Genomic DNA, 24003 nt, shown 5'->3' on the forward strand with positions numbered 1-24003 from the left:
GCACGAAGCGGTCCACGCACCGGATCTCGGTGGGCGCCAGCACCTCGCGGCCGTCCACCGGCGGCGCGATGCCCGCCTGACTCAGCCAGCCCTCGGCCGGATGGCCCTGCGGCGGGCGCACCACGCCCGAGGTGCCGGCCAGCAGTTCGGCCAGCACCGGCGCGACGCCGCGGCCCACCGGGGTCAGCAGGCCGATGCCGGTGACCACCGCGGCCGGCGCCACGAACCGCGCGCTCATCGGACACCGGCCTCGGCCAGGTGCTTCTCGCGCAGCAGCACCTTGCGGACCTTGCCGGTCGGGCCCAGCGGCAGCGAGCCGCCCTCCACCACCAGCACCTCGCGCACCACCGCGGCGACGGCCGGCTCGAGCGCGGCCCGCACCTGAGCGGTCCGCTCGCGGTCCGGGTCGGCCCCGGCGGCCAGTTGCAGCAGCACGTCGGCCACCACCCGCTCGCCGTCCCGGAAGGCCACCACCGTGCAGTCCGCGACGTCGGGACAGGCGGCCAGCACCCGCTCCTCGGACATCGCCGTGTAGAGCCGCCGGCCCTCGCCCAGCTCCACCGAGTCCACCGCCCGGTCGACGTGGTAGTAGTAGCCCTCCTCGTCGCGGTGCACCAGGTCCCCGGTGAGGAAGTACCCGCGCACCCGGGTGCGGTGGGTGGTCACCGAGTCGTTCCAGTACCCCAGCGCCAGCGTCGGTGACCTGGTCCCCAGCTCCCCGACCTCGCCCGGGCCCAGCTCGGTGCCGTCCGGGCCGAGCACCGCGCAGTCGACGAAGGCGTGCGGGCGGCCCACGCAGCGCCCGTAGCGGGTGGAGTCGGGGGTGTGGCTGATGAAGAAGTGCGAGTGGCCCATCTCGGTGGAGCCCAGGCCGTCGACGAAGACCGAACCCGGCTCGCGGACCCGGCCGGCCCGGGTCGCCCGCTCGCGCGAACCCCGCGCCACCAGCCGGCGGATGTGCGCCTCGTGCGCGCAGTCGCCGGTGTTCCACCACAGTGCCACCGAGTCGAGTTGACGTTGCGTCAGGTCGATCCGGGCGAGCTCGGCCCAGGTGGCGGCGAAGCCGAACACCCCGCGCGGGCGCCAGCGTTCCACCGCGTCCAGGACCTGCGGGCCGTCCTGGCGCGACAGCAGCAGGATCTCGGCGCCGGAGCTGAGCGCGAGGTTGAGCGCGATCAGGGTGGCGGCGTGCGGGGCGGGCAGTGCGCTGAGCATCCGCTCGGAGCCCTGCGGGCGCGGCAGGGCCAGCCGGTAGCGGATCGCGGCGTACAGGCTGTCGTGCGAGTGGACGACCGCCTTGGGCAGGCCGGTGGTGCCCGAGGAGTGGGTGATCGCCACCGGGTCGCCCGACCAGTGCGGGTAGGGGTCCGGCGCCCGGTTCGGGTCGCCGTCGGCCAGCTCGGCGACCCGGCCGATCCGCGGGGTGCCGGTGGGGTGGTCGGCCAGCGCCGTGCGGTGCTCGGGGTCGACCAGCACGCCGGCCGCGCCGAGCCGGGCGATGTAGCGGGCCGCGCGCTCGCCGGCCAGCAGCGGGTTGACCAGCGCCGGGATCGCGCCGAGCCGGGCCAGGGCGAGGAAGCCCAGCACGTGGTCGGCGGCCGCCGAGGCGTAGACGACCACCGGGTCGCGCGGCCGGATCCCGCGCTCGTGCAGCGCGGCGGCCCGCACCCGCACCGCGTGGTCCAGCTGGCGCAGCGTCAGCGGCTGCCAGGCGGGGTGCGCGTCCACGGCGGTGTCGAAGGTGAGCAGCGGCTCGTCCAGGCCCAGGCCCAGCCGCATCCGCGCGGTGAGGACGTTGCCCGCGCCCACCGACGGATCGCCGGCCAGCTGCGCTCGGATACTGCGGATACTCATGCTTCCCGGCTCCTTCGAGGACGACGGTGGACAGGCGACGGCGGACAGGGGTGACCGACGGGCGGCTGGCCCCCCGACGGCGGCGGCCCGGTGGTCGTGACGCGTGATGTGTGAGGCGTGCTGCGCGTGGGTGCGGAGTACGCGTGGGTGCGCGGCCGGCTCAGGCCGGGCCGGGCAGCAGCGCGCCGGCGCGGTCCCGCTCGCCGGGCTGCTCGGCCTGCTCGGCGGTGATCAGCAGCACCAGGTCGGCGTCACCGTCGGCCAGCAGCAGCGCCGCCTCGGCCAGCCCCGCCGGCGACGAGCCGGGCACCGGCTCCAGCACCGGTCCCAGCGGTGGGCCCAGCACCGCGCCCAGCGCCAGCACCGGCCCGGTCAACCCCCAGCGGGCGGCGACGTGGCCGAGCACGGCGTTCGGGTTGGACTGGAAGAAGAGCAGCGGCGGCACCCGGCGCCCCGCGGCCACCGCCTCCTCGATCGCCCGCGCGGTCCCGAGGTCCCCGCTCGCGCTCACCAGCAGCACCGCCACCCGTGGGCTGCCGGCCACCGGCGGCTCCCCGTACCAGGCGCGCAGGCAGCGCTCGGCGCACTCGACGACCAGCGGGTTGAAGCTGGAGACCACGAAGCCGGCGATCCGCGGGAGTTCACCGTCCTCCGGCTCGGGCCAGCGGGCCCGGGCCAGCACCTGCAGGGCCGGGCCACTCATGGCGCACCGACCAGCAGGGCCGTGTTGGCGCCGCCGAAGGCGCAGTTGACGCTCAGCGCGTAGCGGGACCGCAGCGGTCGCGGCGCGCCGTGCACGGCCTTGGTCGAGCTGACCGGCACCGGCACGAGCCGGGCGGCCGACCGCACGCCCAGGCCGGTGAGCAGCGCCGGCTCGGCGGACCTGAGCGATCCCGTCATGGCCGCGCGGCCCCTGCGCCGCTACCGCTGCTCTCCCGCAACGCTTCTGACGGATAATCAGCCTGCGAGTCCGACTCTCCGAGCACCTCGCCCAGCACCCGCACGACGTCGTCCACCGTGCGCACGGCGTCCAGCCGCTCGTCGGAGAGCCGGATCTCGCGCCCGTAGCGCTGCTCGGCCTCGGAGATCAGCCAGGTCAGCTCCAGCGAGCCGACCAGCTCGTCCACCGCCTGGGGCGCGCGGTCCCCGTAGGCGGCCAGCATCTCCAGGACTTCCTGCCGGGTCACCGGCGGCTGAGCGGTCATGCCGCGCCGCCGGCGACGCCGGCCGATCCGCTCGCCACGGCCACCGCCTCCCCCGCGCCGGCGGCGCCGGCGGGGGCCCCGGCGGCGCTCAGGCGGCCGGCCACCTCGGCGGTGAACTCGTCGATGGTCATCAGGGCGGTGCTCTCCATGTCGTCCAGGTCGAAGCGCACCCCGAACTCCTCCTCGACCTGGACCGCGAGGTCGGCCAGCGCGAGCGACTCCAGGTCCAGCCCCGCCGGACCGAGGTCGGTGTCCCCCGTGACCTCGGAGACGTCGTAGTTCATCTCGGTGAGCGCGGCCAGCACGAAGCCACGGATCCGGTCCTGCATGTTCTTCTCCTCATGGGGTCGTGACGCGCCGTGGACAGCGCGAACCCGCGACCGGCGGGGGCCGGTGCGGCGAGGGTCGCGCGGCACAGCGGGGGAAGGCGGCCGGGTGGGGTCCCGCCCGGCGCGGGTCAACTCGACTGCGGTGAGCACACCGTGGCGCGACCGGTGTCAGCCGCCGGCGGCCGCCGCCCGCAGTCGGGCGGGGTCGCGCAGCACCTTGCCGGTGGCGGTGCGCGGCAGCGCGGTCAGCAGGCCGATCCGGCGCGGCAGCTTGTAGCCGGCCATCTCCGCGGCCAGCCGCTCGCGCAGCTGTTCACCGGTGCTGCCGTCCGCGGCCGCCGCGTAGGCCTCGATCGCACCGTCGGCGAAGACCACCACCGCCTCACTGATGCCGGGCAGGTCCGCCAGGGCCTGCTCGACCTCGGTGAGGTCGACCTTCAGCCCGCCGATCGAGATCTGCGAGTCACGGCGCCCCAGCACCGTGACCCGTCCGGTCCGCTCCTCCAGCGTCCCCGCGTCGCGGGTGTGCAGCAGGCCCTGGGACCAGCGCGCCGGGTCGCTGTCGCCCAGGTAGGGCGAGGCGTCCTGACGCAGGTGCAACTCACCGTCGCGCACCAGGATTTCGGTGCCCGCCACCGGTTCCAGGGCCGGGTGCAGCCGGCCGGTGAGATCGGTGGCGATGACGCCGCGTTCGGTCATCCCGTACATCGTGCCGAGCGGCACGCCGAACCGGGTGGTGAACGCGTCGGGCACCCCGGGGCGGACCAGCTCGCCGGCCACCACCATCCGCACCAGGTTCGGGACCGGTGGCGGATCGGCCAGTCGGGCCAGCAGTTCGGCGTGGAACGGCACTCCGAGCAGGGTGGTGGGTGCCGCACGGGCGGCGACCGCGGCCAGGATGCCGTGCGGGGTGGCCCGCTGTGGCACCACCAGTTCGATCCCGGCGTGCAGGCCGTGCAGCAACCCGCCGACCAGGCCCAGGACATGGACCATCGAGGCGAGCAGCACCACCCGCTCACCGGTCGCCGGGAAGTCGGCCAGCGCCTGGTAGCAGCCGAGTTCGCGGACCAGGTCGTCCGAGGTGCGGGCGATCACCTTGGACGGTCCGGTCGAGCCCGAGCTCAGCTGGATCAGGACGTGGTCGGTGGCGGCCGGCAGCCCGCCGGGCTGCGGTCGGATCACCGGCACGGCGGCGTGGTCGGTCTCGACCAGCAGTTGCGGAGCGAGCCGCCGCACCGCCCGCTCGATCTCGGCCGGCGCCAACCGGTGGTCCAGGAGGCTCACCTGGGCACCGGAGCGCCAGGCCGCGAGCAGCGTGACGACGTAGTCGAGCGAGGGCGGCATCCGCAGTGCGACGGTGCCGCCGGGTAGCAGGCCGGCCGCGGCGAGCTGCCGCTGCCGGTCCCCCACCGAGGAGCGCAGGGTCCCGCGGTCCACCGGCGCTCCGAAGTGCAGAGCGGGAGCGGCCGGGTCGCCGGAGAGCAGGTAGTAGTCGACCCAGCCTTCCGGCACTGCGGAATGCAGGGTTTCTGGAACGGGATTACCGGTCAACGCCACTCCACGAAACTGGCAGTCACTGCTGGCAATCGGTTGACTTCTAGTGGAGCAATTCCCCGTGGTCACCGACCCTGGCACAGGAATTTCACCGGGTCAAGGTCTATACCAATAGGTCGAGACCACCTACGCTGCCGCCGGGACCGGCCGCTCGGCCGGCCGGAAGGGAGCCGCTGGCGGTGGAACCGCTGAATCTGGACGAACTGGAAGGTCTCGCCCGCGCCCGCCTGCCGGCCGATATCTGGGACTTCATCCAGGGCGGCGCGGGCGGCGAGTGGACGCTGGCCGCGGCGGCCGCGCAGTACCGGCGGCACGTGCTGCGACCACGGGTTCTGGTGGACGTCTCGCGCTGCGACACCACGGTTCACCTGCTCGGCGACGAGCTCGCCGCACCGATCGGCGTGGCACCGATGGCCTACCACCAACTCGCGCATCCGGAAGGCGAGTCGGCAACCGCCCGAGCGGCCGGCGCGGCCGGCGCACTCTTCGTGGTGAGCATCTTCGCCGGCCGCACGCTGGAGGAGATCGCCGCCGCGGCCACCGGCCCGCTCTGGCTCCAGCTGTACTGGCTGCGCCGGCGCGAATTCCTGGCGGAACTGGCCGAACGGGCCGAACGGGCCGGATACCGCGCCCTCGTATTGACCGTGGACGCGCCAAAAGTCGCCCGGCGCCTGCGCGACATCCGCAATTCCTTCGCGCTCCCGTCTGACGTGAACGCGGTCAATCTCGACCCCGCGCTGACCGCCACCGCCCACCGCCGAACCGCCGGCGGCTCGGGCATCGAGGCACACTCGCGCGAGCAGTTCGACGCCACCATCGGCTGGGCCGACCTGGCCTGGCTGCGCGAGCGCAGCGCGCTGCCGCTGGTCCTCAAGGGCGTGCTCACCGCCGAGGACGCGGCGCTGGCCGTGGCGCACGGCGTGGACGCGCTGGTGGTCTCCAACCACGGCGGGCGCCAGCTGGACGGCGCGATCCCCGCCCTGGCCGCGCTGCCCGAGGTGGTCGCCGCGGTGCCCGACGGCTTTCCGGTGCTGCTGGACGGCGGCGTGCGCCGCGGCACCGACGTCCTCACCGCGCTCGCGCTCGGCGCGCGGGCCGTGCTGGTCGGCCGGCCGGTGCTCTGGGGCCTGGCGCACGCCGGCGCGGCCGGTGTCGGCACCGTCCTGGACCTGCTGCGCACCGAGCTGACCGAGGCCATGGTGCTGGCCGGCCGCCCCACCCTCGCCCACCTCGACCCCACCGCGCTGGCCCCCTGGCCGCGCGGCGGACCGTGATCCGATCGAAGGAGACGCCACCGTGGCAGCTGAGCCGTCGTTCCCGGGCTGGAACTGGGAGGATCCCGAGGGCCTCTCGGCTCGAATGGAGGAATTCACCGGCACCATCGCCCGCTGCACCCGTATCGAGACGGTCGCCGAGCGGCTGCCGCGAACGGCGGACGAACTGTCCGCCATCGGTGTCACCGGCATTGAATTCGCCGCATTCACCACCCGCCATCCGAACGGAATAGGAACCGACCTGGTCGGCGTGCACAACGAGACCACCGAAACGGAATTCGGACCGCTCTACCGCATAGACGACCAGAGCCTCTACACCCGCCTCGACATATCCCGGCCGCTGCCTTTCGCGGACCGGAGCGTCGACTGGGTGTACGCCGAGCACCTGATCGAGCACATCGCGCTGCCCGTCGCCGTCGGCTGGCTGACCGAGGTCCGGCGGATCCTGCGCCCCGGCGGACTGCTCCGGCTCACCACCCCTGACCTGGCCCGCTATCTGGAGGGCTACCTCGACGAGCGGGACTCCTTCTTCAAGCGGCACCGCCGCCGGCTGCGGATGATGCGGGTCGGACCGCCGATGCCGGAACGCAAGGCGTTCATGCTGAACCAGATCTTCTACCACTACGGCCACCGCTGGATCTACGACGAAGCCGAACTGCGCCACGTGCTGGGCCGGGCCGGATTCGCCGCCGAATCCATCGAGCGCCGGGCATTCCAGCAGGGCGCCCGGGCCGATATCGCGGACCTCGACACGGTGTTCCGCAGCGACGAGACGATCTACCTGGAGGCGGTCAACACCCCGCCGGGAGAAACTGACGGCCAGTCATTCGATTTCCCCGCCGGGGACAACTCCGTCACCGGCCGGGAGGTCTGATGCCGCTTCACCCCCAACTGCGGGCGCTGCGCGAGCGCCGCGCGGCGGCCGGCACCCCGCCGCTCTACACCCTCTCGCTGGAGCAGGCCCGCGCGGCCGACCTGGCCGACCTGCGCGCCGCCGGCGGCGAGCCGGAACCGGTCGCCGACGTCCGCACGTTCGAGATCCCGGGCCCTGGTGGGCCGCTGCCGCTGCGGCTCTACCGGCCCACCGTGCCCGCCGGCCCGCAGGCAGGCCCGCAGCCGGAGCGGGGTCCGGCCGCTCCCGTCCTGGTCTACCTCTTCGGCGGTGGCTGGACGCTGGGCTGTCTGGACACCGGCGACGCGATCTGCCGCGCGCTGACCAACGCGGCCGGCTGCGCCACTCTGGCGGTCGGCTACCGGCTGGCGCCCGAACACCCCTTCCCGGCCGCTCTGGAGGACTGCTACGCGGCTGTCGGCTGGCTCGCCGAACACGCCGCGGAACTGGGGCTGGACCCCGCCCGGGTGGCGATCGGCGGCGACAGTGCGGGCGGCAACCTGGCCGCGGCCACCACCCTGCTCTGTCGCGGGCGCGGCGGCCCCGCGCTCCGCCACCAGCTGCTGGTCTACCCCAACACCGACTACCGCCCCGAGGGCGCGCGGGCGACCGCCGACGAGGACCCGCTGCTCTTCAACCAGCACTCCGTGCAGTGGTACTGGCGGCACTACCTGGCCGACGAGGAGCACGGCAGCCACCCGCTGGCCTCACCGCTGCGCGCCGAGGACCTCAGCGGGCTGCCTGCGGCCACCGTGATCACCGCCGAGTTCGACCCGCTGCGCGAGGAGGGCGAGGCGTACGCCGAGCGGCTGCGGGAGGCCGGCGTGCCGGTCGCGGCGCGGCGCTACGAGGGCATGGCGCACGGCTTCTTCGCGATGGCGGGCGTGCTGGACGACGGCCGGGCGGCCCAGCGGTACGCCGCCGCCGCGCTGCGCGCGGCCTTCGCCGGGGACGGCGCGGGGGACGGCTCCGGGGACGGCTCCGGCGACGTTCCTGGCGCGGCGGGCGACGCGGCGGGGCGCTGACCGGCCGCCGGCACGCCGAAGGGGTCCCGCGCACCTGGCGCGGGACCCGGCCCCTCCCCGTTCAACAGCACGGCTGTTGCGGGTTGTCGGCGCCAACTGCCGCCGGCGGACGGGGCGGGCGTCGACTCCGCCACCGCACAGGGGCGGTGAGCGGCGTCAGGCCCCGTCCAGCGAACGGCCCGTGCGGGCCAGGAACACGTCGTCCAGGCTCGGCCGTTGCAGCCGCACCTGCGCCGGTTGGACACCGACCGCGGCGAGTTCGCGCAGCACCTGCGGGATCGCGGCGGCACCGTCGTCCACGTAGAGCCGCAACCCGCCGCGCTCGTCCGGCTCCAGCCGTCGCAGGAACGGCAGCCCGGTCAGGGCGGGGGCGGCCCGTTCGGCGGCCCCCGCTCCCTCGCCGGGGCCGTCGGGGGTGGCGAAGTCGATGGTCAGCACGTCCCCGGAGATCTCCCGCTTGAGGTCCTCCGGCGTTCCCTCGGCGACGAGTTCGCCGTGGTCGACGATGGCGATCCGGTCGCAGAGCGCGTCCGCCTCGTCCAGGTAGTGGGTGGTGAGGACGACGGTCATGCCGCGCTCGCGCAGCCGGCGCACCTCCGCCCAGACCTGGCTGCGGCTCTGCGGGTCCAGGCCCACCGTCGGCTCGTCCAGGAAGAGCACCTTGGGGCGGTGGATCACCCCGAGGGCGAGGTCGACGCGCCGGCGCTGGCCGCCGGAGTAGGTCTGGCAGGTCCGGTCGGCGAACCCGGTCAGGTCGAAGGCGCCGAGCGCGGCCTCGGCCAGCTCGCGCGCCTGGGCCTTGCCGACCCCGTACATCCGGGCCTGCATGACCAGTTCCTCGCGACCGGTGGCGCCGTCGGTGGTGCCGCCGCCCTGCGAGACGTAGCCGATCCGGCGCCGGACCTCCCCCGGCTCGGTGCGCAGGTCGGCGCCGACGACGGTGGCGTCGCCGCCGTCGGGGCGGATCAGGGTGGCCAGCATGCGCATCGTGGTGGTCTTGCCGGCGCCGTTGGGTCCCAGGAGGCCGAAGATCTCGCCCTCCTCGACGTTCAGGTCGAGGCCGCGGACCGCGTCCACCGTGGTGCTCTGGCGGCCCTGCCGGGACTGGTAGGACTTGCGCAGCCCCTTGGTCACGATCAAACCGGGACTCCCGTTCGAAATCGGGTCGGTGGGAGGAGGAGGCATCGGGCGGGCACGCCGGGACTGTCGGACAGGCCCCGGGCGCGCACGGCCGTGGCCGGCGCGGCCGCTCGGCCGCTCGGCCCGCGATGCGGTACTTCGGGCCACCCTAGGGGGTCGACCGGCCCGGAAACAATGGTCTGGACCATGAACCGCCGTGCGGGTGACGCCCGGTCACCCGCACCACCCGCTCCGCCCGGTCACCCGCTCGGCCCGCTCGGCCCGCTCGGCCACAAACCGTCGTCAGCGCCGCGCCACGGTCAGCCGCTCGATCCGGTCGGCCGCCGCACGGGCGCCGCCGTCCGCCACGAACGCCTGCCGGACCCGCTCGGCCGCCACCCGGTAGCCGGGCTCCTCCAGCACCGCGGTGATCGCCTCGCGCAGCTCACCGGGGCCGGCGGTGGCGAAGTCGACCTGGCGCCCGGCCCCCGCCGCGACCACCTGCCGGGCGGCGATCGGCTGGTCGTGCCGGATCGGCGCCAGCACCAGCGGCACGCCGTGCGCGAGCGCCTCGCAGAGCGTGTTCATCCCCGCGTGGCAGAGCACCGCGCCGAGCCCGGCCCGCTCCAGCAGCTCCAGCATCGGGACCCGGGGCACCCCGAGCACGTGGTCGGGCAGCGCGGCGAGCACCTCGGGGGTCGCCACCACCACGCCCTGCACCCGGTCCGCCAGCGGGCGCAGCGCCTCGGCCGCCCTGGCGTGGAAGTCGCCCGCCACGTCCGCGGCCAGCGTGCCCAGGGTGACCAGCACCGGACGCCGGTCCGGGTCGAGCCGCTCCCAGGGGAAGGCCGGCGGCGTCGGGCGCGCGGCCAGCAGCGGCCCCACCAGCGCGTAGTGCGCGGGGAAGGGCTGCTCGCCGGTGAGCGCGCGGCTGGTGAAGGCCAGCAGCAGGTCCGGCGAGAACCGCGGGTCGGTGTACTCGGCGACCGGAAGGCCCGCCTGGCGCCACAGCGCCCGCAGCAGTTCCTCCAGCGAGGCCTCCAGGTCGGGGGTTTCGCGCAGCGGGCGGCCGATCTCCAGCGCGGAGGGGGCCAGGCTCGCCCAGGTCACGCCGTGCCGGTGCGCCACCAGCGCACCGGCCGGGGCGTGCTGGTCGACCAGCACCAGATCCGGCCGCCAGGAGCGGACCGCCGAGTCCAGCGCCTTGATGGTGAACCGGGCGTAGGGCACCACGAAGCCCTGCCAGAGCGAGCGGATCGCGGCCTCGCCGCCACCGCCCTGCTCGCGGAAGAGCCGGATGCCGGTGGGGTGCACCAGCGCGTCGGGGCCGAGCATCGGACGCAGCGTCGGTTCGGGGCCGACCCAGGCGACTTGGTGACCGCGGGCGCGCAGCTCGGCGGCCAGGGCGAGGGTCGGATGGACGTGGCCGGCCAGCGGCGGGACCACGATCAGGCAGCGCAGGGAGCGCGCGCCGTCAGGGACGGATGTCACGGGGGCCTCCGGGAGGCGGGCGGGGCCGGCGGGTGCTTGTGCTGTCCGCGGGGCGGGGGAATACTAGCCCGGGTGACCGCACTGGCGGCAGTCGCCGTCCATCTTCCCCCCGAGTCCGTGCCGGTCGAACACGTCGGTGAACGCCTCGGGTTGAGCCCTCGTCAGATCACACTCCTGCGCCGTTTCAACGGCCTCGACCAGGTGCGCCTGGACCCGGCGGGCAGCCTGCTCGACCTCCTGGTCCCGGCCGTGGCCAACCTCGCCGAGCTCTCCGGCCGCGAGCACGACGTCCGGTACGTGCTGCACGCCCGCAGCATGCCCGTCGGCGTGCCCTACCCCGCCAATCCCCTGCACGAGCTGCTGGACCGCTTCGGTCTGCGGCACGCACGTGCGTTCACCGTCACCCACCACGCCTGCGCGGCCTCGCTGCAGGCCGTCGACCTGGCCGGCCGGCTGCTCGCCGCCGATCCGGACCCCGACGCGCTCGCGCTGGTGGTGGCCGGCGAGAAGACCTTCACCCGCGACGCCCAACTGGTGCCGGAGGCGGCCGTCTTCGCGGAGGGCGCGGCCGCCTGCCTGGTGCGGGCCGGCGACGGACCCGACCGGGTGCTCTCCTACGCCAGCAAGCAGCTCGGCGAGTTCGACGGCCGTCTCGCCGAGGACCAGGAACTGACCGCCCGTTACCAGCGGGCCTACCCGCAGGCGATGGTCGAGGTCATGACGGCGGCGCTGGAGCGGGCCGGCGAGAGCTGGGAGTCGCTGGTCCTGGTCCTGCCGCACAACGTCAACCGGATCTCCTGGCAGCGGCTCTGCAGGGCCACCGGCTTCCCGCTGGAGAAGGTGGTACTGGACAATGTGCGTTCCGTGGGGCACAGTTTCGCCGCGGACGCGTTCATCAATCTGCACACCGCCCTCAGCGGCGGTCTGCTCCGGTCGGGCGACCGGTACCTGATCGCGGCCTCCGGCCTCGGTGCCACCTTCTCGGCGATGGTCCTCGAACACTGACCTGCCGGCACTCTGCCCGACCCCCCGCCTCCCCGGCCGGCCGGCCGCCTCCTCGCCGCCGGCTTCCAATCCTCTTTCCTGGGACGGACCGTGACGGACCCTGCCATCCATTCCATCGACGCCGAGCTGCGCGCCCGCGTGCTGATCGGCATCGGCCAGCTGCTCCCCCGGGTGCTCAAGCGCGAGGTCCCGGTGCCGGCCGAGAACGCCTGCCTCTTCGACGACCTCGGCCTGACCTCCGCCAGCACCCTGGAGCTGATCCTGGAGCTGGAGGAGAACCTCGACCTCCAGATCGACGTGGAGGAGATCGACCAGGAGGACCTGCGCTCGGTCGCCTCGCTCGCCGACTTCGTGGCCGGCCACACGGTCACCGAGGACTGAGGCCGTGCACGTCGCCGGCCCCGGCTCCGCGCGGTGGCGCCACGGTCCCACCGGTGGAGCCCCGCTGCGGCTGGCGCGGGCGCTGGGACTGGAGCCCGACGGCCACTCGCCGGCCGCGCTCGATCCGGACCTGCGGGTCTTCCTCTCCGACCTGGTCCGCCCCTACGGGCTGGACCTGGACGAGGAGGCACTGCGCGCCGGACGCGGGCACGCCTACGCGGAGTTGGGCGAGGCGCTGATCCGGCGGCTGGTCGCGCCGCACGAGCCGGTCGACCTGCTGATCCAGGTCTTCGCCGCACCCGACGTGCAGCCGGGCCGGGCGGCCTCGGTCTACCTGAGCAGCGTCTGCCCGGGGCAGCCGCTGGCCTTCGCGCTCGGCGACCAGGGCGCGGCCGGCACTTTCAGCGCGCTGCGGATCGCGGGCGAGTACCTGCGCTCGGGTGACTGCCGGCGGGCGCTGGTGCTGGTGGCCGAGCAGGCCGAGCTGTACTACCCGCGCCCGCCGACGGCTCCCTGGCCGGACCGGCACGCGGTGGTCGGGCTGCTCTGCGAGGCGGGAACGAGGGACGACCCCGGTGCGACGGCCCCGCCCGAGCCAGAGGCCAGGTTCCGGGACCACCCGGACGTGCCGCCCGAGCGGGTGGCGGGGTTGCTCACCACCGAACTGGCCGAGCTCGCCGAGCCGGCCGAGCCGGCCGGGCCGACCGGGCCGACCGGGCCGGTGCTGCTGCTCGGACCGGGCCTGGCCGGCGTCCCGGCGCCGCCGTTCGCCGAGGTGCACCGCACCCGCGCGGGCAGTCCCTACACCGGGCTCTGGGCCAAGCTGGCCCGCGGACTGCCGCGCTGGCAGCGGCAGCGCCGGTCGGTGCTGCTGGCCGACTACGACGCCCCGCTGCGCTATCTGAGCCTCGCCTCCTGGGCGCTGGCCCCGTGCCCGCAGGATGCCGCCCTGAAAACCGCATGGCCGTTCGTGCGGGATGTCCATCGGTCACCCGACTCCCGCGCACCCGCCGACCCGTACCTGGTGATGGATCAATGAACCACGACGCCACCCCTGCCCCGACCACCGACCCCTTCGACGCGCCCGAGCCACCCGAGGTACCCGATGCGGGCGACGCCTCCGGGCCGCCCCGCCCGTCCGGCGGACTCGTCCAGCGCTTCACCGTCCGCTACCGGGCCGCCGGTTCGGGCTCCGGGCCGCTGACGCTGGGCCAGGACAACATGATCCGTTGCGTGTTGCACGACGAGCCGGCGCACATGACCAAGCAGGCCCTGTGGCCGGTCCCGGACGGCACCGACCTGCGCGCCGCGCTCGCCGCGCTGCGCACCCTCGCCGAGCGGCACGCCGCCCTGCGGACGGTCTTCCCCGGCGACCACTTCGAACGCCAGGAGGAGCGCGCGCAGGGCGAGTTCGCCGTCGCCGTGGTCCCGGCCGGGCCGGGCGAGGACCACACCGCCCTGGACGCGCTGCTCCGCCTCCCCCTCGGCGCCGACCCGCTGGACAGCACCCTGGCCGACCCGACCGCCGAGGACCTGCCCTGCGAGGACCCGGCCGAGGACCCGGCCGCCCCGAACCCGGGCTCCCTCGACCGCACGGATCCCGATCTCGACGCCCTCGGACAGGAGTTGGGTAGGCGGGGCCGCTACCGTGCCTTCGACCTGGCCACCGACTTCCCGCTGCGGCTGACCCTGCTCACGGTCGCGGGGCAGCCGGTGCGCCTGGTGGTGGTGATCTGCCACGCCCACCTGGACGGCACCGCCACCGCCCTGCTCTTCGACGAGTGGCTGGCGCTCGCGGCCGGCCGGGAGCTGCCCCCGCCGGCGGGGCCCACCCCGCTGGAGATCGCGGCCGCCGAGGGCTCGAAGACCGGCCGCCGCAAGGCGAGCGCCTCGCTGCGGCACTGGGAGCGCATCCTGCGGACCCGCCCACTGGCGATCTTCGCCGACGACCGCGTCACCCGCTCGGACGCCCAACTGCCCACGCTGATCGTGCGGTCCACCGGCGCGGCGGCCGACCTGGCCCGCGCCTCGCAGCGCACCGGGGCCGGCCCCTCCACCCTGCTGCTCGCCTGCTACGCCGCGCTGGTCGCCCACATCAGCGGCCAGCACGCGCTGGTCATCGCCGCGCTCAGCGCCAACCGGCACCGCCAGGCGCTGGCTCCCCACATCGGCACGCTGGCCCAGGACGCCCTGGTGGCGCTGGACGCGGACTCGGCGGACCTGGACGACCTGATCCGACGCACCCAGGCCGCCGCACTGGCCGGTTACTGGCACAGCACCTTCGACGCCGAGCAGGTCTGGCGCATCATCGACGACACCGCGCACCTGCGCGGCGTGCGCTACGCCCGGCACATGGTGGTCAACGACCTCAGCGCCACCGTCCCCTCCGCCGCCCTGGAGGCCGTCCGACTCCCGCTGGGCGACCCGGAGTTGAGCTGGCTGCCGGCCGAGAACAACCCGACCCGGATCATGCTGAACATCTGGCGGGTGATCGGCTGCCTGGACCTGACCCTGCACGCCGACCCGCAGTTGCTGCCCGCCGCCGACACCGAACGCTTCGCCCGCGCCCTGCTGCGACTGATCGCGCTGGCCGCCGAGGGTCCGGTGCCGCTGGCCGACCTGGAGCAGCTCACCGGGCTCACCCCCGGGCGCCGGGACCGGCCCGGCTGGCGCCTGGTCGACGGCTGCTGGATCGAACTGCCCGCCGTGCAGGCACTGGTGGCGCGGGCCCTGGACCGCGCGTGCGAGATCACCCTGGTCGACCAGCGGCTGGTGGCCTGGATCGCCACCGGCGGCCGCCCGCTCACCGCCGGACAGGCGCACGCCGCCGTGCTCGCCGCCCTCCCCGGCCACGACACCGCGATGGCGCCGCACCACTACCTGATCCAGGACGGCGGGCAGACCGTCAGCGAGGGCTCCGGCCGGTCCGCCGACACCACCGACTGGCAGGCCCTGCTCGGCTGACCCGCTCTGCCGACCCGCTCGGCTGGCCTCGCACCGCAGGGCACCACCGGCGGGGGATCCCGGCACCCTCAGGCGACGATCCGGTAGGACGTCGACGCGGAGAGCCGCGACTCCTTGCCGGTGACCGTCACCCGGATCGTCGGCAGCGACGAGTCGAGGACCTTCAGGTCGTGGACGAACCGGCCGTCGTCCTCGGCCTGGATGGTGGTCGACTGGTGCACATCACTGTCGTACTCCAGGATGAGCAGCTCGTCCGGCAGGAAGCCCGACCCGGTGATCCGGCAGGCCAACCCGTTGCGGGCCGTCTGGCACGCGGTCACGGCCACCGGCCCCTTGGCCACCCGCGGCTTCGTGGGAGTCACCGGGCTCGACACCGGCGGATCCGGCTTCACCTTCGGCTTGACGACGCTCTGGCCCGCACTCGGCGGCGGCCCCTGGGGCACCGAGCCGTTGCCGGGATCGCCGGGGACCGAACAGGAGACACCGGTCAGCCCCAGCGTCACCACCAGTACGACCACCGCGAACCGTGTGCGTCTCGGCATGACATCCCCTCCCGCGGACCTGCCGCCGCCGGGCAGCGCGGCAGGGTCCATCGTTCCACCGCGCGGCCTGCCGGGCCAGCGATTCGGCGACAGTGGTCCCACCCATCTTCCTTGCCAGAAAGGTGAGTTGGGATCCATGGCACCCTCAGGCGGCCACCCTCAGGCGGCCACCCGCCCCGCCGCCACCGGCCGGTCGGCCTTGAGCACCGTGCGGGTCACCCGCTCGGCGATCGCCGCCACCAGCGCCCGCGGGCGGCGCGGCGCCAGGTGCGCCCCGGCCAGGTTGCTCAGGCCAGGGGTGACGTAGGCCCGGTCACGGTCCAGCGCGCGCAGCACGGTCCGCACCACCACCGCGGGGTCGGCCATCCGCCCGGTGACCGCCGCCCGCCGGGTGCCGATGACCTCGAAGAAGCCGGTCTCCACCGGCCCCGGGCAGACCGCCATCACCCGCACGCCCCGGCGCCGGTACTCCTGGCGCAGCGCCAGGCTGAACCCGAGCACGAAGGTCTTGGACGCGCCGTAGACCGAGAAGTACGGCGCGGGCTGGAAGGCGGCCGTCGAGGCCACGTTGACCACCGCGCCGCCGCCACGGGCCAGCATGCCGGGCAGCACCTGGTGGGCCAGGTCGACGGGGGCGACGACGTTGACCATCAGCTGTTCGCGGTCGCGGTCGGCGTCGTTCTCCTCGAACCGTCCGCAGGTGCCGAAGCCGGCGTTGTTGACCAGCAGGTCCACGTCCAGCCGCTGCTCCGCCAGCCACCGCCCGATCCGCCCGGCGGCCTCCGGCTCGGCGAGGTCCTGCACCAGCACGTGCGCGGCCACACTGTGTTCGGCCCGCAGCCGCTCGGCCAGCGCCTCCAGTCGGTCGCGCGAGCGGGCGACCAGGACCAGGTCGTGGCCGCGCGCCGCCAGCTGGCGGGCGAACTCCACCCCGAGGCCCGACGAGGCCCCCGTGACGAGAGCGGTGCTGTTCATGGCTGTCTCCCCTTACTGCGCGCCTGACCCGCCGATTCGGTCATCAACTAGAACATGACAGTAGCAGTTATCGAGATAACTGCAACATGCATGACGCAGTTCCTGGGCGAGCCGCATCGCCGCTGTATCGTGCGGAGGGCAGCGAAGCAGGAGCGGCAGCAGAACGGCGCGGTAGCACGGACCGCGGAGCCGCGCAGGATCGAGGAGACGCGATGAGCGGGACCGCCGAACGACCCCTGCGGGCGGACGCCGAACGCAGCGTCCGCGCGATCCTGGAGGCGGCCGAACGGGTCCTCGCCCGGGATCCGGCCGCCTCGATGGAGCAGATCGCCGAGGCCTCGGGGCTCGCACGCACCACCGTGCACCGCCGCTTCGCCAGCCGGCAGGCGCTGCTCGACGCACTGGCCGCCTCAGCCGTCGAGCAGCTCGCCCGGGCCATCGAGGACAGCAACCCCGAGACCGCGCCGCCACTGGTCGTGCTGCACCGGGCCACCGCCAACGTGCTGCGGCTCAAGAACGCCTGGAGCTTCGCACTCGGTCAGCACCCCGACGACGACAGCCCGGCCGCCGCCACCTGGCAGGCGATCGGCGAACGCTGCACCTCGCTCCTGGTGCGGGCCCGCGACGAGGGCCTGATCGACCCGGACGCCGACCTGGACTGGGTCCGCCGGGTCTACTACGCCCTGCTCGGCGAAGCCGCCCACGGCGCCGCCGGCCACAACGCGCCCGGGCTGCCGCCCACGCCTGCCGACGCCGCCGACGACCCCGACACCCTCGCCGCCCGGATCGTCGACACCCTCCTGTACGGCGCCGCCCCCCGCTCCCGGCGCGCGAGCTGAGGCTCACACCCCGTCAGCCACGCGGGCGGGGCGCGTCGATCCGCCTCGGAGCCGCCGCGGGACCGGCAACGGGGGCCGTCACCGCTCATCGGCGCCTTCCCCCGTGCACATCCGGCGCCGCGCGGGACGACCCCCGCCCGCGATCGACTATCGACTCCCGGCAACCTGGCGGCTAGGCTTTTTCGCGAGCATGCAAAAGCTCCAGGGCCGAACGGCCACGGACCTTGCTGGGATGCCTCGTTGATACGAATCCGCATGACCACCGACGACCTCGAGCGGCTACGGGTCGCCGACGTACCCGATTTCGGATACGAACTCGCCCTGGGTGGCCGGCACTTGGCCTCCGGCGCGGCAGACCGCCGGCTCTCCGCGTGGCGCCACGAGGTGGCCCGCGGCTGGCACCCGCAGCACAGCAGGCTGTTCGACCTCTACACGGACCGCTACCTGCCGGCCTTCTTCGACGAGGCCGCCCGTCCCGCACCGGCACCGATCGACCCCGCGTCCCCACCCGCGGTCGCCCACCTGCGGGACCTGGCCCGATCCAGCGCCCTGACACCCTTCACGCGGGGACTGGCCGAGGGCCACACACGAGCGGCCGACGCCCTGGACCGGATCCTCACCAGCCTGCGGACCACCGCCCTGGACCCCTACCGACGACGCATCACCTCACAGGTCGCCACCGCCGCCGCCGAAGCGCTGACCCACGCCACCCTCGGCGGCCCCGACGGCCTGCTCCGCTCGATCCATCCATCCGTCGGCTGGGACGGTCGTCACCTGCGCCTGAACACGCTCGTCGACTCCCTGGACTCCCTGGAGGGACGGCCCTTGATCTTCCAGCCCTCGGCACTGGCCACCCGGATCACCTTCAACCCGCTCGTCGACGAGGTGATCGTGAGTTACCCCGCAGCCGCGACCCCCCTCACCCGGGACCCCGAACTCCACGTGCCGCCCCGAGCCCTGCAGTGCCTGCTGGGCGCGACCAGGGCGGCGGCGCTGGTCGCCGTGGTCAGAACACCGGCGATGACCACCGGCCGGCTCGCGGCGACCCTGGGCGTCTCCCCCGCGGCCGCATCACGGCACGCCTCCGTCCTGCGCGACGCCGGTCTGCTCACCACCACCCGCAACGGCCAGACGGTCCACCACCACCCCACCCGCCTGGGCCTGGACCTCGCCCACAGCTCGCCCCCGGACGGTTAGAGCGTTCTTGCGGATCCCGCCCTCGCCCCGGGACGTCGGCCGGTCCGACGTCCCGTGCCGCCGAACGGGGATTCACTCGCCGCGGATGCGGGCGTGCAGGTGCATGTCGTGCCGGCCGTCGTCGTGCACGGCGGCGCTGCGTTTGGTGCCCTCCAGGCGGTACCCGGACTTGGTGGCCACCCGGCAGGAAGCGTGGTTGCGCGTCGAGTGGTCCACCTGCAGACGGTGGAAGCCGATCTCGTCCAGGGCCCAGGCACTGAGCGCCGACAGGGCGCGGGTGGCGACACCGGCGCCGCGGGCGGCGGGAAGGACCCAGTAGCCGGCGCCGGCGACGCCGTCGTCGAAGTTCAGGCCGCTCAGCGCGATCCGGCCGAGCACCTGGTCGCCGTCGCGGGTGACGGCCCAGTGGCCGCCCTTCTCCCGTTGCCAGTCCTGGCGGTAGGTGGCGAACCATTCCCGGACCTGGGTCTCGGTGGAGGGGCGGCGGGTGTGCCAGCGGCGGGTCTCCTCGTCCTGGTAGGCGGCGAGGAACGCCGGGGCGTCGGCCGGCTCCCACGGTCGGAGCAGCAGGTTCCCGCCGGCCGGCAGCACGGGTTGCGGGGAGCCGGCCAGGAGGCCGGCGGCGATGACGGGTGGCGTCGACAGGGCGCGGGTCATGGACCATGATCGTCCGACGACGACCGCACGCGTCAAGGGCGCAGACGCACCGCTACGCCCCACCAGTGGCGCCGGCGGAGGGCGGGGGCAGTTGTCCCAGCCGGAGGTTCGCGTAGACCGTGTCCGGCGAGGTGCGGTCCACGCGGTGGGCCAGGTCCTCGAAGTAGCGCATGGGTGTGCGCTGGTGCTCGCTGCGCTCCAGATAGACGAACGGCGCGAGGACGGTCCACGCCCGCAGGAGGCTACGACCGTAGGCACCGATGATGAGCTTCTCGTCGACGACACCGTGTGCGACCAGCTTGCCGAGATCGTCGAAGAACAGCGCGACCCGGCGCACATGCGCCTTGTGCGGCTCGGCGAAGGCCAGGTAGGACATGGGTTGGGGGTAGTCGTCGCGGAGGCGGTACAGCACGTACTCGATGGCCTCCGCGTACGCCGGGTCCCGGCTCTCACTGAAGCCACTGAGGATCATCGCAAGGATGTTGGCGCTCTGTGCCGATCGCAACTGGCGCAGGGCCAGGAGGCCGGATACCGCCAATGCCATGATGGAGACGATCAGGGACACCACGTTGATCAGCATGGGCGGGCTCCGCACTCGGACGGGACGGATCGTCCAGTCTGATCATCTGCCTGATGGGCCGTCAAGAGTACCCACCCGTAGCCGGTCGCCCGCCCGCCGTCACCTCACTCGGTCACCGGGGCCGTCGGGCCCGGCAGGGTGCACAGGGCGATCAGGGCGGCGGCCGCCGCGAGGGCCGCGACCAGCCAGAAGTCCAGCTGGACCGGCCGCAGCGCGGCCGCCACCCGGGCCACCACCATCGCCTGCGCGCTCAGCGCGCCGCCCGAGGGGGGCCGCACCGCCGCGTGGGTCTGGGCGTAGACGAACAGCCCGCTCGCCATCGTGACGCCGATCGCCTGGCCCAGCTGCCGGGAGGAGTTGAGGCCGGTCGGCCGCGCGCCGCTGCCGCCGTCGGCGAAGGCCACCGGCAGCGCGACGACGCCGGCGCCGAAGGCCACCAGCAGCAGCGCGGGCAGCAGGTCGGTGGCGTAGGAGGCGCCGGCGCCGACGGTCGCCAGCCGGGCCAGGCCCAGCGCGCAGAGCGCGGCCGCGCCGGCCGCCACCGCCCGCAGGCCCAGCCGCCGTGCCAGCGCCGGCAGCAGCAGCGCGGAGAGCAGCACCGTCAGGGCGACCGGCAGCAGGGCGCGGGCGGTGGCGATCGGGCTCAGGCCGTCCACCAGTTGCAGCCGGATGGTGAGCGGAAAGGCCAGTCCGAAGAAGCCGGCCGCCAGCAGCGCCACCACGCAGTACGCGCCGAGCCGGGCCCGCTCGTGGAAGAGGCGGGCCAGTGGGGGCGGGGCCCAGGCGGCGGCGCCGAGCCGGGCCGCGAGCATCGGCACGGTACTCAGCGCGGCGGTGACCGCGATCACCACGGCCGGCTGCCAGTGCACCTGGGAGAGCAGCGCCGAGGCCCGGGTGAGCAGGACCAGGCCCGTCGCGTACAGCACCGCCCGGCCCAGCCCCGCCCTCGATCGGCCGGTGGACTCGGCCAGCGCGCCGGTGCCCAGCAGCAGGGCCCCGGCCACCAGGGCGTCGGCGTAGAGCGGCCACTTCCAGTCGCCGAGCTCCACCAGGTTGGCGCTCAGGAACAGCGCCACCGCCGCCGCGCCGGCGGCCACCGCGAAGTAGGCGACCAGCGCGCGGTTGCGCTCGCGCCCGCGGCGGAAGCTGGTGTCGATCAGCGCCAGGCCGCCGGCGGTGGCCAGCGCGGCGCCGGCTCCCTGGGTGGCCCGGGCGCCGATCAGCACGAGCGCGCTGCCGGCCGTGGCGGCGAGCACCGCCCCCAGGCCGAAGACCAGCAGTCCCAGCCGCAGCACCAGCCGCCGTCCGAAGGCCAGGCCCAGCGCGCCGGCCAGCACCGGCAGCGCGCCGAAGCAGATCCGGTAGGCGCTGTACAGGGTGTCGAGGTCACCGCTCGACATCCGCAGGTCCCGTTGCACCTCCGGTAGGCCCACGTTCACCCCGGCGACATCGAAGCCGAGCAGCAACGGCACGGCGACCAGCACCACGATCGCCCCGGTGTGGCCCAACGCCACCGGCGCGTCGGCGACTTCGCCACTTCTCCCGCCGACCGCGCGGGTGTTCCCCAGCTCGCTGCTCATCCGCTCCCCCGTTGGTCCCCGATGCCCCCGCGACGCCGCGACGGTCGGCCGATCCTGGCGCGCGGCGGCGAACACCGGCAAGGCGCGCGTGCGGACTGTGACCGACCCGGCACCCGGCCGGCACCTGGCCGGCATCCGGACAGCACCCAGCCGGCATCCGGACACGGAACCGCCCCCGCCGCATCACCGCCGGTCACCGGGGTCGCGGCCAACGCCTTTCCCAGGACCGGACACTGACCGTTCATGAGTAGGCTACGCTTCCGCCTGTCGTCGCACCGGGAAGATCCGTTCGACTTTCGCCTCCCCGTGCGCACGACCCGATGTCAGGTACCTGCCCTCCGGAGGCCGCCCGCCCGCACCCCGCAGCCGCGCCGAACAGCGCCCGAGCCGGCCTCCCTCCCCTCCCCGGCCCCCGCTGTCCCGTGCGCGGCCGCCGCGCCACACCGACGGCTCGCCGCTCGCGCCCGTCCGCTCCCTGATCCTGAGCAAGACCGCACCCAAGGCCCTGTGATGACTGACCGTCAGCTCCACCTCGCGCCTCCGCGCGCCGCGCGCACACCCCGTCCCCGCAGCGGGGACCGGTCGAAGGGCCTGGCCGGATGAGGATCACCCGCAAGCTCACCCTGCTCGCCACCGTCCCGCTGATCGCGGTACTCGCCTTCGCGGCGCTGGCGCTGCACACCGCCGCCGGCCAGGCGCTGGCCGCCGCCCGGCTGCGGGCCCTGGCCTCGCTCGGCGGGCAGGCCGGCCAGCTGACCCACCAGGTGCAGAACGAGCCCGCCGCCGTCCTGCTCGCCGGCCCCGCCGGCGCGGACCGCACCAACGCCTACCTCGAGCAGACCCGCGCCACCGACGCGAGCGCCCAGCAGTTCCGGATCCTGCGCGGACGGGTCCGGCGGATGTCCGGCGACACCGACCAGCTGCTCTCCACCGTGGACGACGCGCTGGCCCAACTGCCCGCGCTGCGGCGCCAGGTGCAGTCCGGACCGACCGCCGAGCTGTCCGCGGTCACCTTCCAGTACCGGATCCTGGTGGCCGACCTGCTGGCCTACCGCGGCGACGTCGCCGAGGCCGGGCAGGCCGGCGCCGGCGTCTCGGACCGGATCGACAGTGCGGTGGCCCTCGCGCGCGCCGAGGAGTACGCCAGCCAGGAGGAGCTGGCGGTGCTGCGGGCGCGCGCGGCCGGCGGTCTGACCCCCGCCGCGCAGGACGCCATCGCCGCCACCCGGGCCGGCTACGCCGAGGCGGTGCTGGACTTCGACCGCACCGCCACTCCGGCCTGGCAGGCCTGGCTGGACCAGAACCTCACCGGCGACGGCGTGGTCGACGCCCGCCGGATGGAGGACGCGGTGGCCCGCTCCCGCCCCGGTGACCAGCTGCCCGACCCGGCGGTGTGGACCGCGGCGATGGACCAGCGGGTCGACCGGATCCAGCAGGTGGAACAGCGGATCGACAGCGCGATCCTCGCGGACGTCACCGAGGTCCGCGACCGGCAGCGGAAGCTGACGCTCGGCGAGGCCCTGGCGGTGCTGCTCACGGTCGGCGCCGTGGTGCTGCTCGCGGTGCGGATGGGACGTCCGATGATCCGCGAGCTGCGCCGGCTGCGCGACGCCGCGCACGCGGTGGCGCACGAACGGCTGCCCGCCGTCGTCGAGGCGCTGACCGCCCGCGGCGCGCTCGGCGCCGCGACCCCGCAGGAGTTCGCCGCCGCCGCGGGCGACCCGGTGCGGGTCAGCGGCCGCGACGAGATCGCCGAGGTCGGCGCGGCCTTCAACACGGTCAGCCGGGAGGCGGTGCGGATCGCCGCCGAGCAGGCCGCGCTGCGCGACCGGCTCGGCACCGTCCTGGTCGGCCTGGCCCGCCGCGGCGAGCGGCTGACCGGCGCGCTGATCAAGGCGCTGGACAGCGCCGAGGCCCAGGAGCAGGACCCGGCCCGGCTGGAGCGGCTCTTCGCCCTCGACCACCTGGCCAGCCGGATGGGCCGCAACAACCACAGCCTGCTGGTGCTGGGCGGCGAGGCCTCGGCCCGGGTGCGGGGCCGCCACGCGCCGGTCGAGGACGTGCTGCGGGCGGCGATCGGGCAGATCGAGCGCTACACCCGGGTGGATCTCGGGGTGCTGGACCCGGGCGTGCTGATCGACCCCAAGGCGGTGGACCACCTGGTGCACCTCTTCGCCGAACTGCTCGACAACGCGACCGCCTTCTCGCCGCCCGGGAACCGGGTCACCGTGGAGGCCCGGCTGCTGGCCGACCGGGTCGCCGTGCTGGTCTGCGACCAGGGGCTCGGGCTGCCGGCCGACCAGTGGGAGCCGGTCAACGCCCGGCTGGCCGTGCCGCCGCCGCTGGAGGTCATCGGGGTCCGCGCGATGGGCCTGGCCGTGGTCGGGCAGCTCGCCTCCTGGTACGGCGTGCGGGTCGAACTGCGCCCGCGTCCGGACGGCGGCACGATCGCCGAGGTCACCCTGCCGGCCACCGTCTTCACCACGGCCGCGGCCGAGCCGCCGACCGGCCCGCCGGCCCCGGCCACCCCCGGCACCCCC

The 24003-nt window shown here is 74.7% G+C and carries 23 protein-coding genes and 1 pseudogene; 10 read left to right on the top strand and 14 right to left on the bottom strand.

All coding sequences use genetic code 11. The features are described from left to right. The 7 genes and pseudogenes from ABD323_RS28350 to ABD323_RS28380 form a co-directional block, all read right to left on the bottom strand. Positions 1-238, bottom strand: a pseudogene (locus ABD323_RS28350) (hypothetical protein); the annotation flags it as partial. Beyond that, the gene (locus ABD323_RS28355; RefSeq protein WP_344444829.1) at positions 235-1854 is read right to left on the bottom strand and encodes a class I adenylate-forming enzyme family protein; all 1620 of its coding nucleotides are present in this window, start codon (positions 1852-1854) and stop codon (positions 235-237) included. The pseudogene ABD323_RS28350 and the gene ABD323_RS28355, both read right to left, overlap by 4 nt. 160 nt (positions 1855-2014) lie before the next feature. Further along, positions 2015-2557, bottom strand: a complete 543-nt coding sequence (locus tag ABD323_RS28360) for a hypothetical protein (protein ID WP_344444830.1) — start codon at positions 2555-2557, stop codon at positions 2015-2017. Next, the gene (locus tag ABD323_RS28365) at positions 2554-2754 is read right to left on the bottom strand and encodes a hypothetical protein (RefSeq protein WP_344444831.1); all 201 of its coding nucleotides are present in this window, start codon (positions 2752-2754) and stop codon (positions 2554-2556) included. Before ABD323_RS28365 ends, ABD323_RS28360 begins: the two co-directional genes overlap by 4 nt. After that, positions 2751-3059 (bottom strand): acyl carrier protein, encoded by a 309-nt coding sequence (locus tag ABD323_RS28370; RefSeq protein WP_344444833.1) that lies wholly within the window; start codon positions 3057-3059, stop codon positions 2751-2753. The genes ABD323_RS28365 and ABD323_RS28370 overlap by 4 nt, the downstream gene beginning before the upstream one ends. Next, positions 3056-3388 (bottom strand): acyl carrier protein, encoded by a 333-nt coding sequence (locus ABD323_RS28375; protein ID WP_344444834.1) that lies wholly within the window; start codon positions 3386-3388, stop codon positions 3056-3058. The genes ABD323_RS28370 and ABD323_RS28375 overlap by 4 nt, the downstream gene beginning before the upstream one ends. Positions 3389-3556: 168 nt before the next feature. Continuing rightward, the gene (locus ABD323_RS28380; RefSeq protein ID WP_344444835.1) at positions 3557-4900 is read right to left on the bottom strand and encodes a class I adenylate-forming enzyme family protein; all 1344 of its coding nucleotides are present in this window, start codon (positions 4898-4900) and stop codon (positions 3557-3559) included. A gap of 221 nt (positions 4901-5121) precedes the next feature. Between ABD323_RS28380 and ABD323_RS28385 the strand changes: the two genes are divergently transcribed. The 3 genes from ABD323_RS28385 to ABD323_RS28395 are packed head-to-tail and all read left to right on the top strand — an operon-like array spanning position 5122 to position 8133. Then, positions 5122-6216 (top strand): alpha-hydroxy acid oxidase, encoded by a 1095-nt coding sequence (locus ABD323_RS28385; RefSeq protein ID WP_344444836.1) that lies wholly within the window; start codon positions 5122-5124, stop codon positions 6214-6216. A 22-nt stretch (positions 6217-6238) separates the two neighbouring features. Further along, a complete protein-coding gene (locus tag ABD323_RS28390; RefSeq protein WP_344444837.1) occupies positions 6239-7090 on the top strand; it encodes a class I SAM-dependent methyltransferase in 852 nt (283 codons plus the stop codon). Then, positions 7090-8133, top strand: a complete 1044-nt coding sequence (locus ABD323_RS28395; RefSeq protein WP_344444838.1) for an alpha/beta hydrolase — start codon at positions 7090-7092, stop codon at positions 8131-8133. The genes ABD323_RS28390 and ABD323_RS28395 overlap by 1 nt, the downstream gene beginning before the upstream one ends. Positions 8134-8289: 156 nt before the next feature. Here ABD323_RS28395 and ABD323_RS28400 read toward each other — a convergent pair whose 3' ends face one another. Together ABD323_RS28400 and ABD323_RS28405 are read right to left on the bottom strand one after the other, a co-directional pair. Beyond that, entirely contained in the window at positions 8290-9267 is a 978-nt protein-coding gene (locus ABD323_RS28400; RefSeq protein WP_344444852.1) for an ATP-binding cassette domain-containing protein, read from the bottom strand. A 288-nt stretch (positions 9268-9555) separates the two neighbouring features. Then, positions 9556-10743, bottom strand: coding sequence for a glycosyltransferase (locus ABD323_RS28405; protein ID WP_344444839.1), 1188 nt, complete (start codon positions 10741-10743; stop codon positions 9556-9558). Positions 10744-10815: 72 nt separating this feature from the next. Here ABD323_RS28405 and ABD323_RS28410 point away from each other — a divergent pair, with 72 nt between their 5' ends. From ABD323_RS28410 to ABD323_RS28425, 4 genes are all read left to right on the top strand, one after another. After that, positions 10816-11748, top strand: coding sequence for a 3-oxoacyl-[acyl-carrier-protein] synthase III C-terminal domain-containing protein (locus tag ABD323_RS28410; protein ID WP_344444840.1), 933 nt, complete (start codon positions 10816-10818; stop codon positions 11746-11748). Positions 11749-11838: 90 nt separating this feature from the next. Further along, positions 11839-12129 (top strand): phosphopantetheine-binding protein, encoded by a 291-nt coding sequence (locus ABD323_RS28415; protein WP_344444841.1) that lies wholly within the window; start codon positions 11839-11841, stop codon positions 12127-12129. 4 nt (positions 12130-12133) lie between these two features. Next, positions 12134-13168 (top strand): hypothetical protein, encoded by a 1035-nt coding sequence (locus ABD323_RS28420; RefSeq protein WP_344444842.1) that lies wholly within the window; start codon positions 12134-12136, stop codon positions 13166-13168. After that, positions 13165-15093 (top strand): condensation domain-containing protein, encoded by a 1929-nt coding sequence (locus ABD323_RS28425; RefSeq protein WP_344444843.1) that lies wholly within the window; start codon positions 13165-13167, stop codon positions 15091-15093. Before ABD323_RS28420 ends, ABD323_RS28425 begins: the two co-directional genes overlap by 4 nt. A 68-nt stretch (positions 15094-15161) precedes the next feature. On the opposite strand, the gene ABD323_RS28430 is transcribed toward ABD323_RS28425, so the two are convergent. Together ABD323_RS28430 and ABD323_RS28435 are read right to left on the bottom strand one after the other, a co-directional pair. Then, positions 15162-15635, bottom strand: a complete 474-nt coding sequence (locus ABD323_RS28430) for a hypothetical protein (RefSeq protein WP_344444844.1) — start codon at positions 15633-15635, stop codon at positions 15162-15164. Between the two features lie 159 nt (positions 15636-15794). Beyond that, positions 15795-16610 (bottom strand): SDR family NAD(P)-dependent oxidoreductase, encoded by an 816-nt coding sequence (locus ABD323_RS28435; RefSeq protein ID WP_344444845.1) that lies wholly within the window; start codon positions 16608-16610, stop codon positions 15795-15797. 212 nt (positions 16611-16822) lie between these two features. Between ABD323_RS28435 and ABD323_RS28440 the strand changes: the two genes are divergently transcribed. Continuing rightward, on the top strand, positions 16823-17449 hold the full coding sequence (locus ABD323_RS28440; protein ID WP_344444846.1) for a TetR/AcrR family transcriptional regulator: 627 nt from the start codon (positions 16823-16825) through the stop codon (positions 17447-17449). A gap of 255 nt (positions 17450-17704) precedes the next feature. After that, positions 17705-18646 carry an ArsR/SmtB family transcription factor gene (locus ABD323_RS28445; RefSeq protein WP_344444847.1) on the top strand — a complete coding sequence of 314 codons (942 nt, stop codon included), beginning with the start codon at positions 17705-17707 and terminating at the stop codon, positions 18644-18646. Positions 18647-18718: 72 nt separating this feature from the next. On the opposite strand, the gene ABD323_RS28450 is transcribed toward ABD323_RS28445, so the two are convergent. The 3 genes from ABD323_RS28450 to ABD323_RS28460 form a co-directional block, all read right to left on the bottom strand. After that, positions 18719-19303 carry a GNAT family N-acetyltransferase gene (locus ABD323_RS28450; RefSeq protein ID WP_344444848.1) on the bottom strand — a complete coding sequence of 195 codons (585 nt, stop codon included), beginning with the start codon at positions 19301-19303 and terminating at the stop codon, positions 18719-18721. Between the two features lie 52 nt (positions 19304-19355). Next, a complete protein-coding gene (locus ABD323_RS28455) occupies positions 19356-19883 on the bottom strand; it encodes a DUF4760 domain-containing protein (RefSeq protein WP_344444849.1) in 528 nt (175 codons plus the stop codon). Between the two features lie 104 nt (positions 19884-19987). Then, a complete protein-coding gene (locus ABD323_RS28460; protein ID WP_344444850.1) occupies positions 19988-21463 on the bottom strand; it encodes an MFS transporter in 1476 nt (491 codons plus the stop codon). Between the two features lie 599 nt (positions 21464-22062). On the opposite strand from ABD323_RS28460, the gene ABD323_RS28465 reads away from it, so the two are divergent. After that, on the top strand, positions 22063-24003 hold a 1941-nt coding region (locus tag ABD323_RS28465), incomplete at its 3' end, for a sensor histidine kinase (protein WP_344444851.1).

Source organism: Kitasatospora nipponensis (assembly GCF_039528135.1).
GTDB lineage: Bacteria > Actinomycetota > Actinomycetes > Streptomycetales > Streptomycetaceae > Kitasatospora > Kitasatospora nipponensis.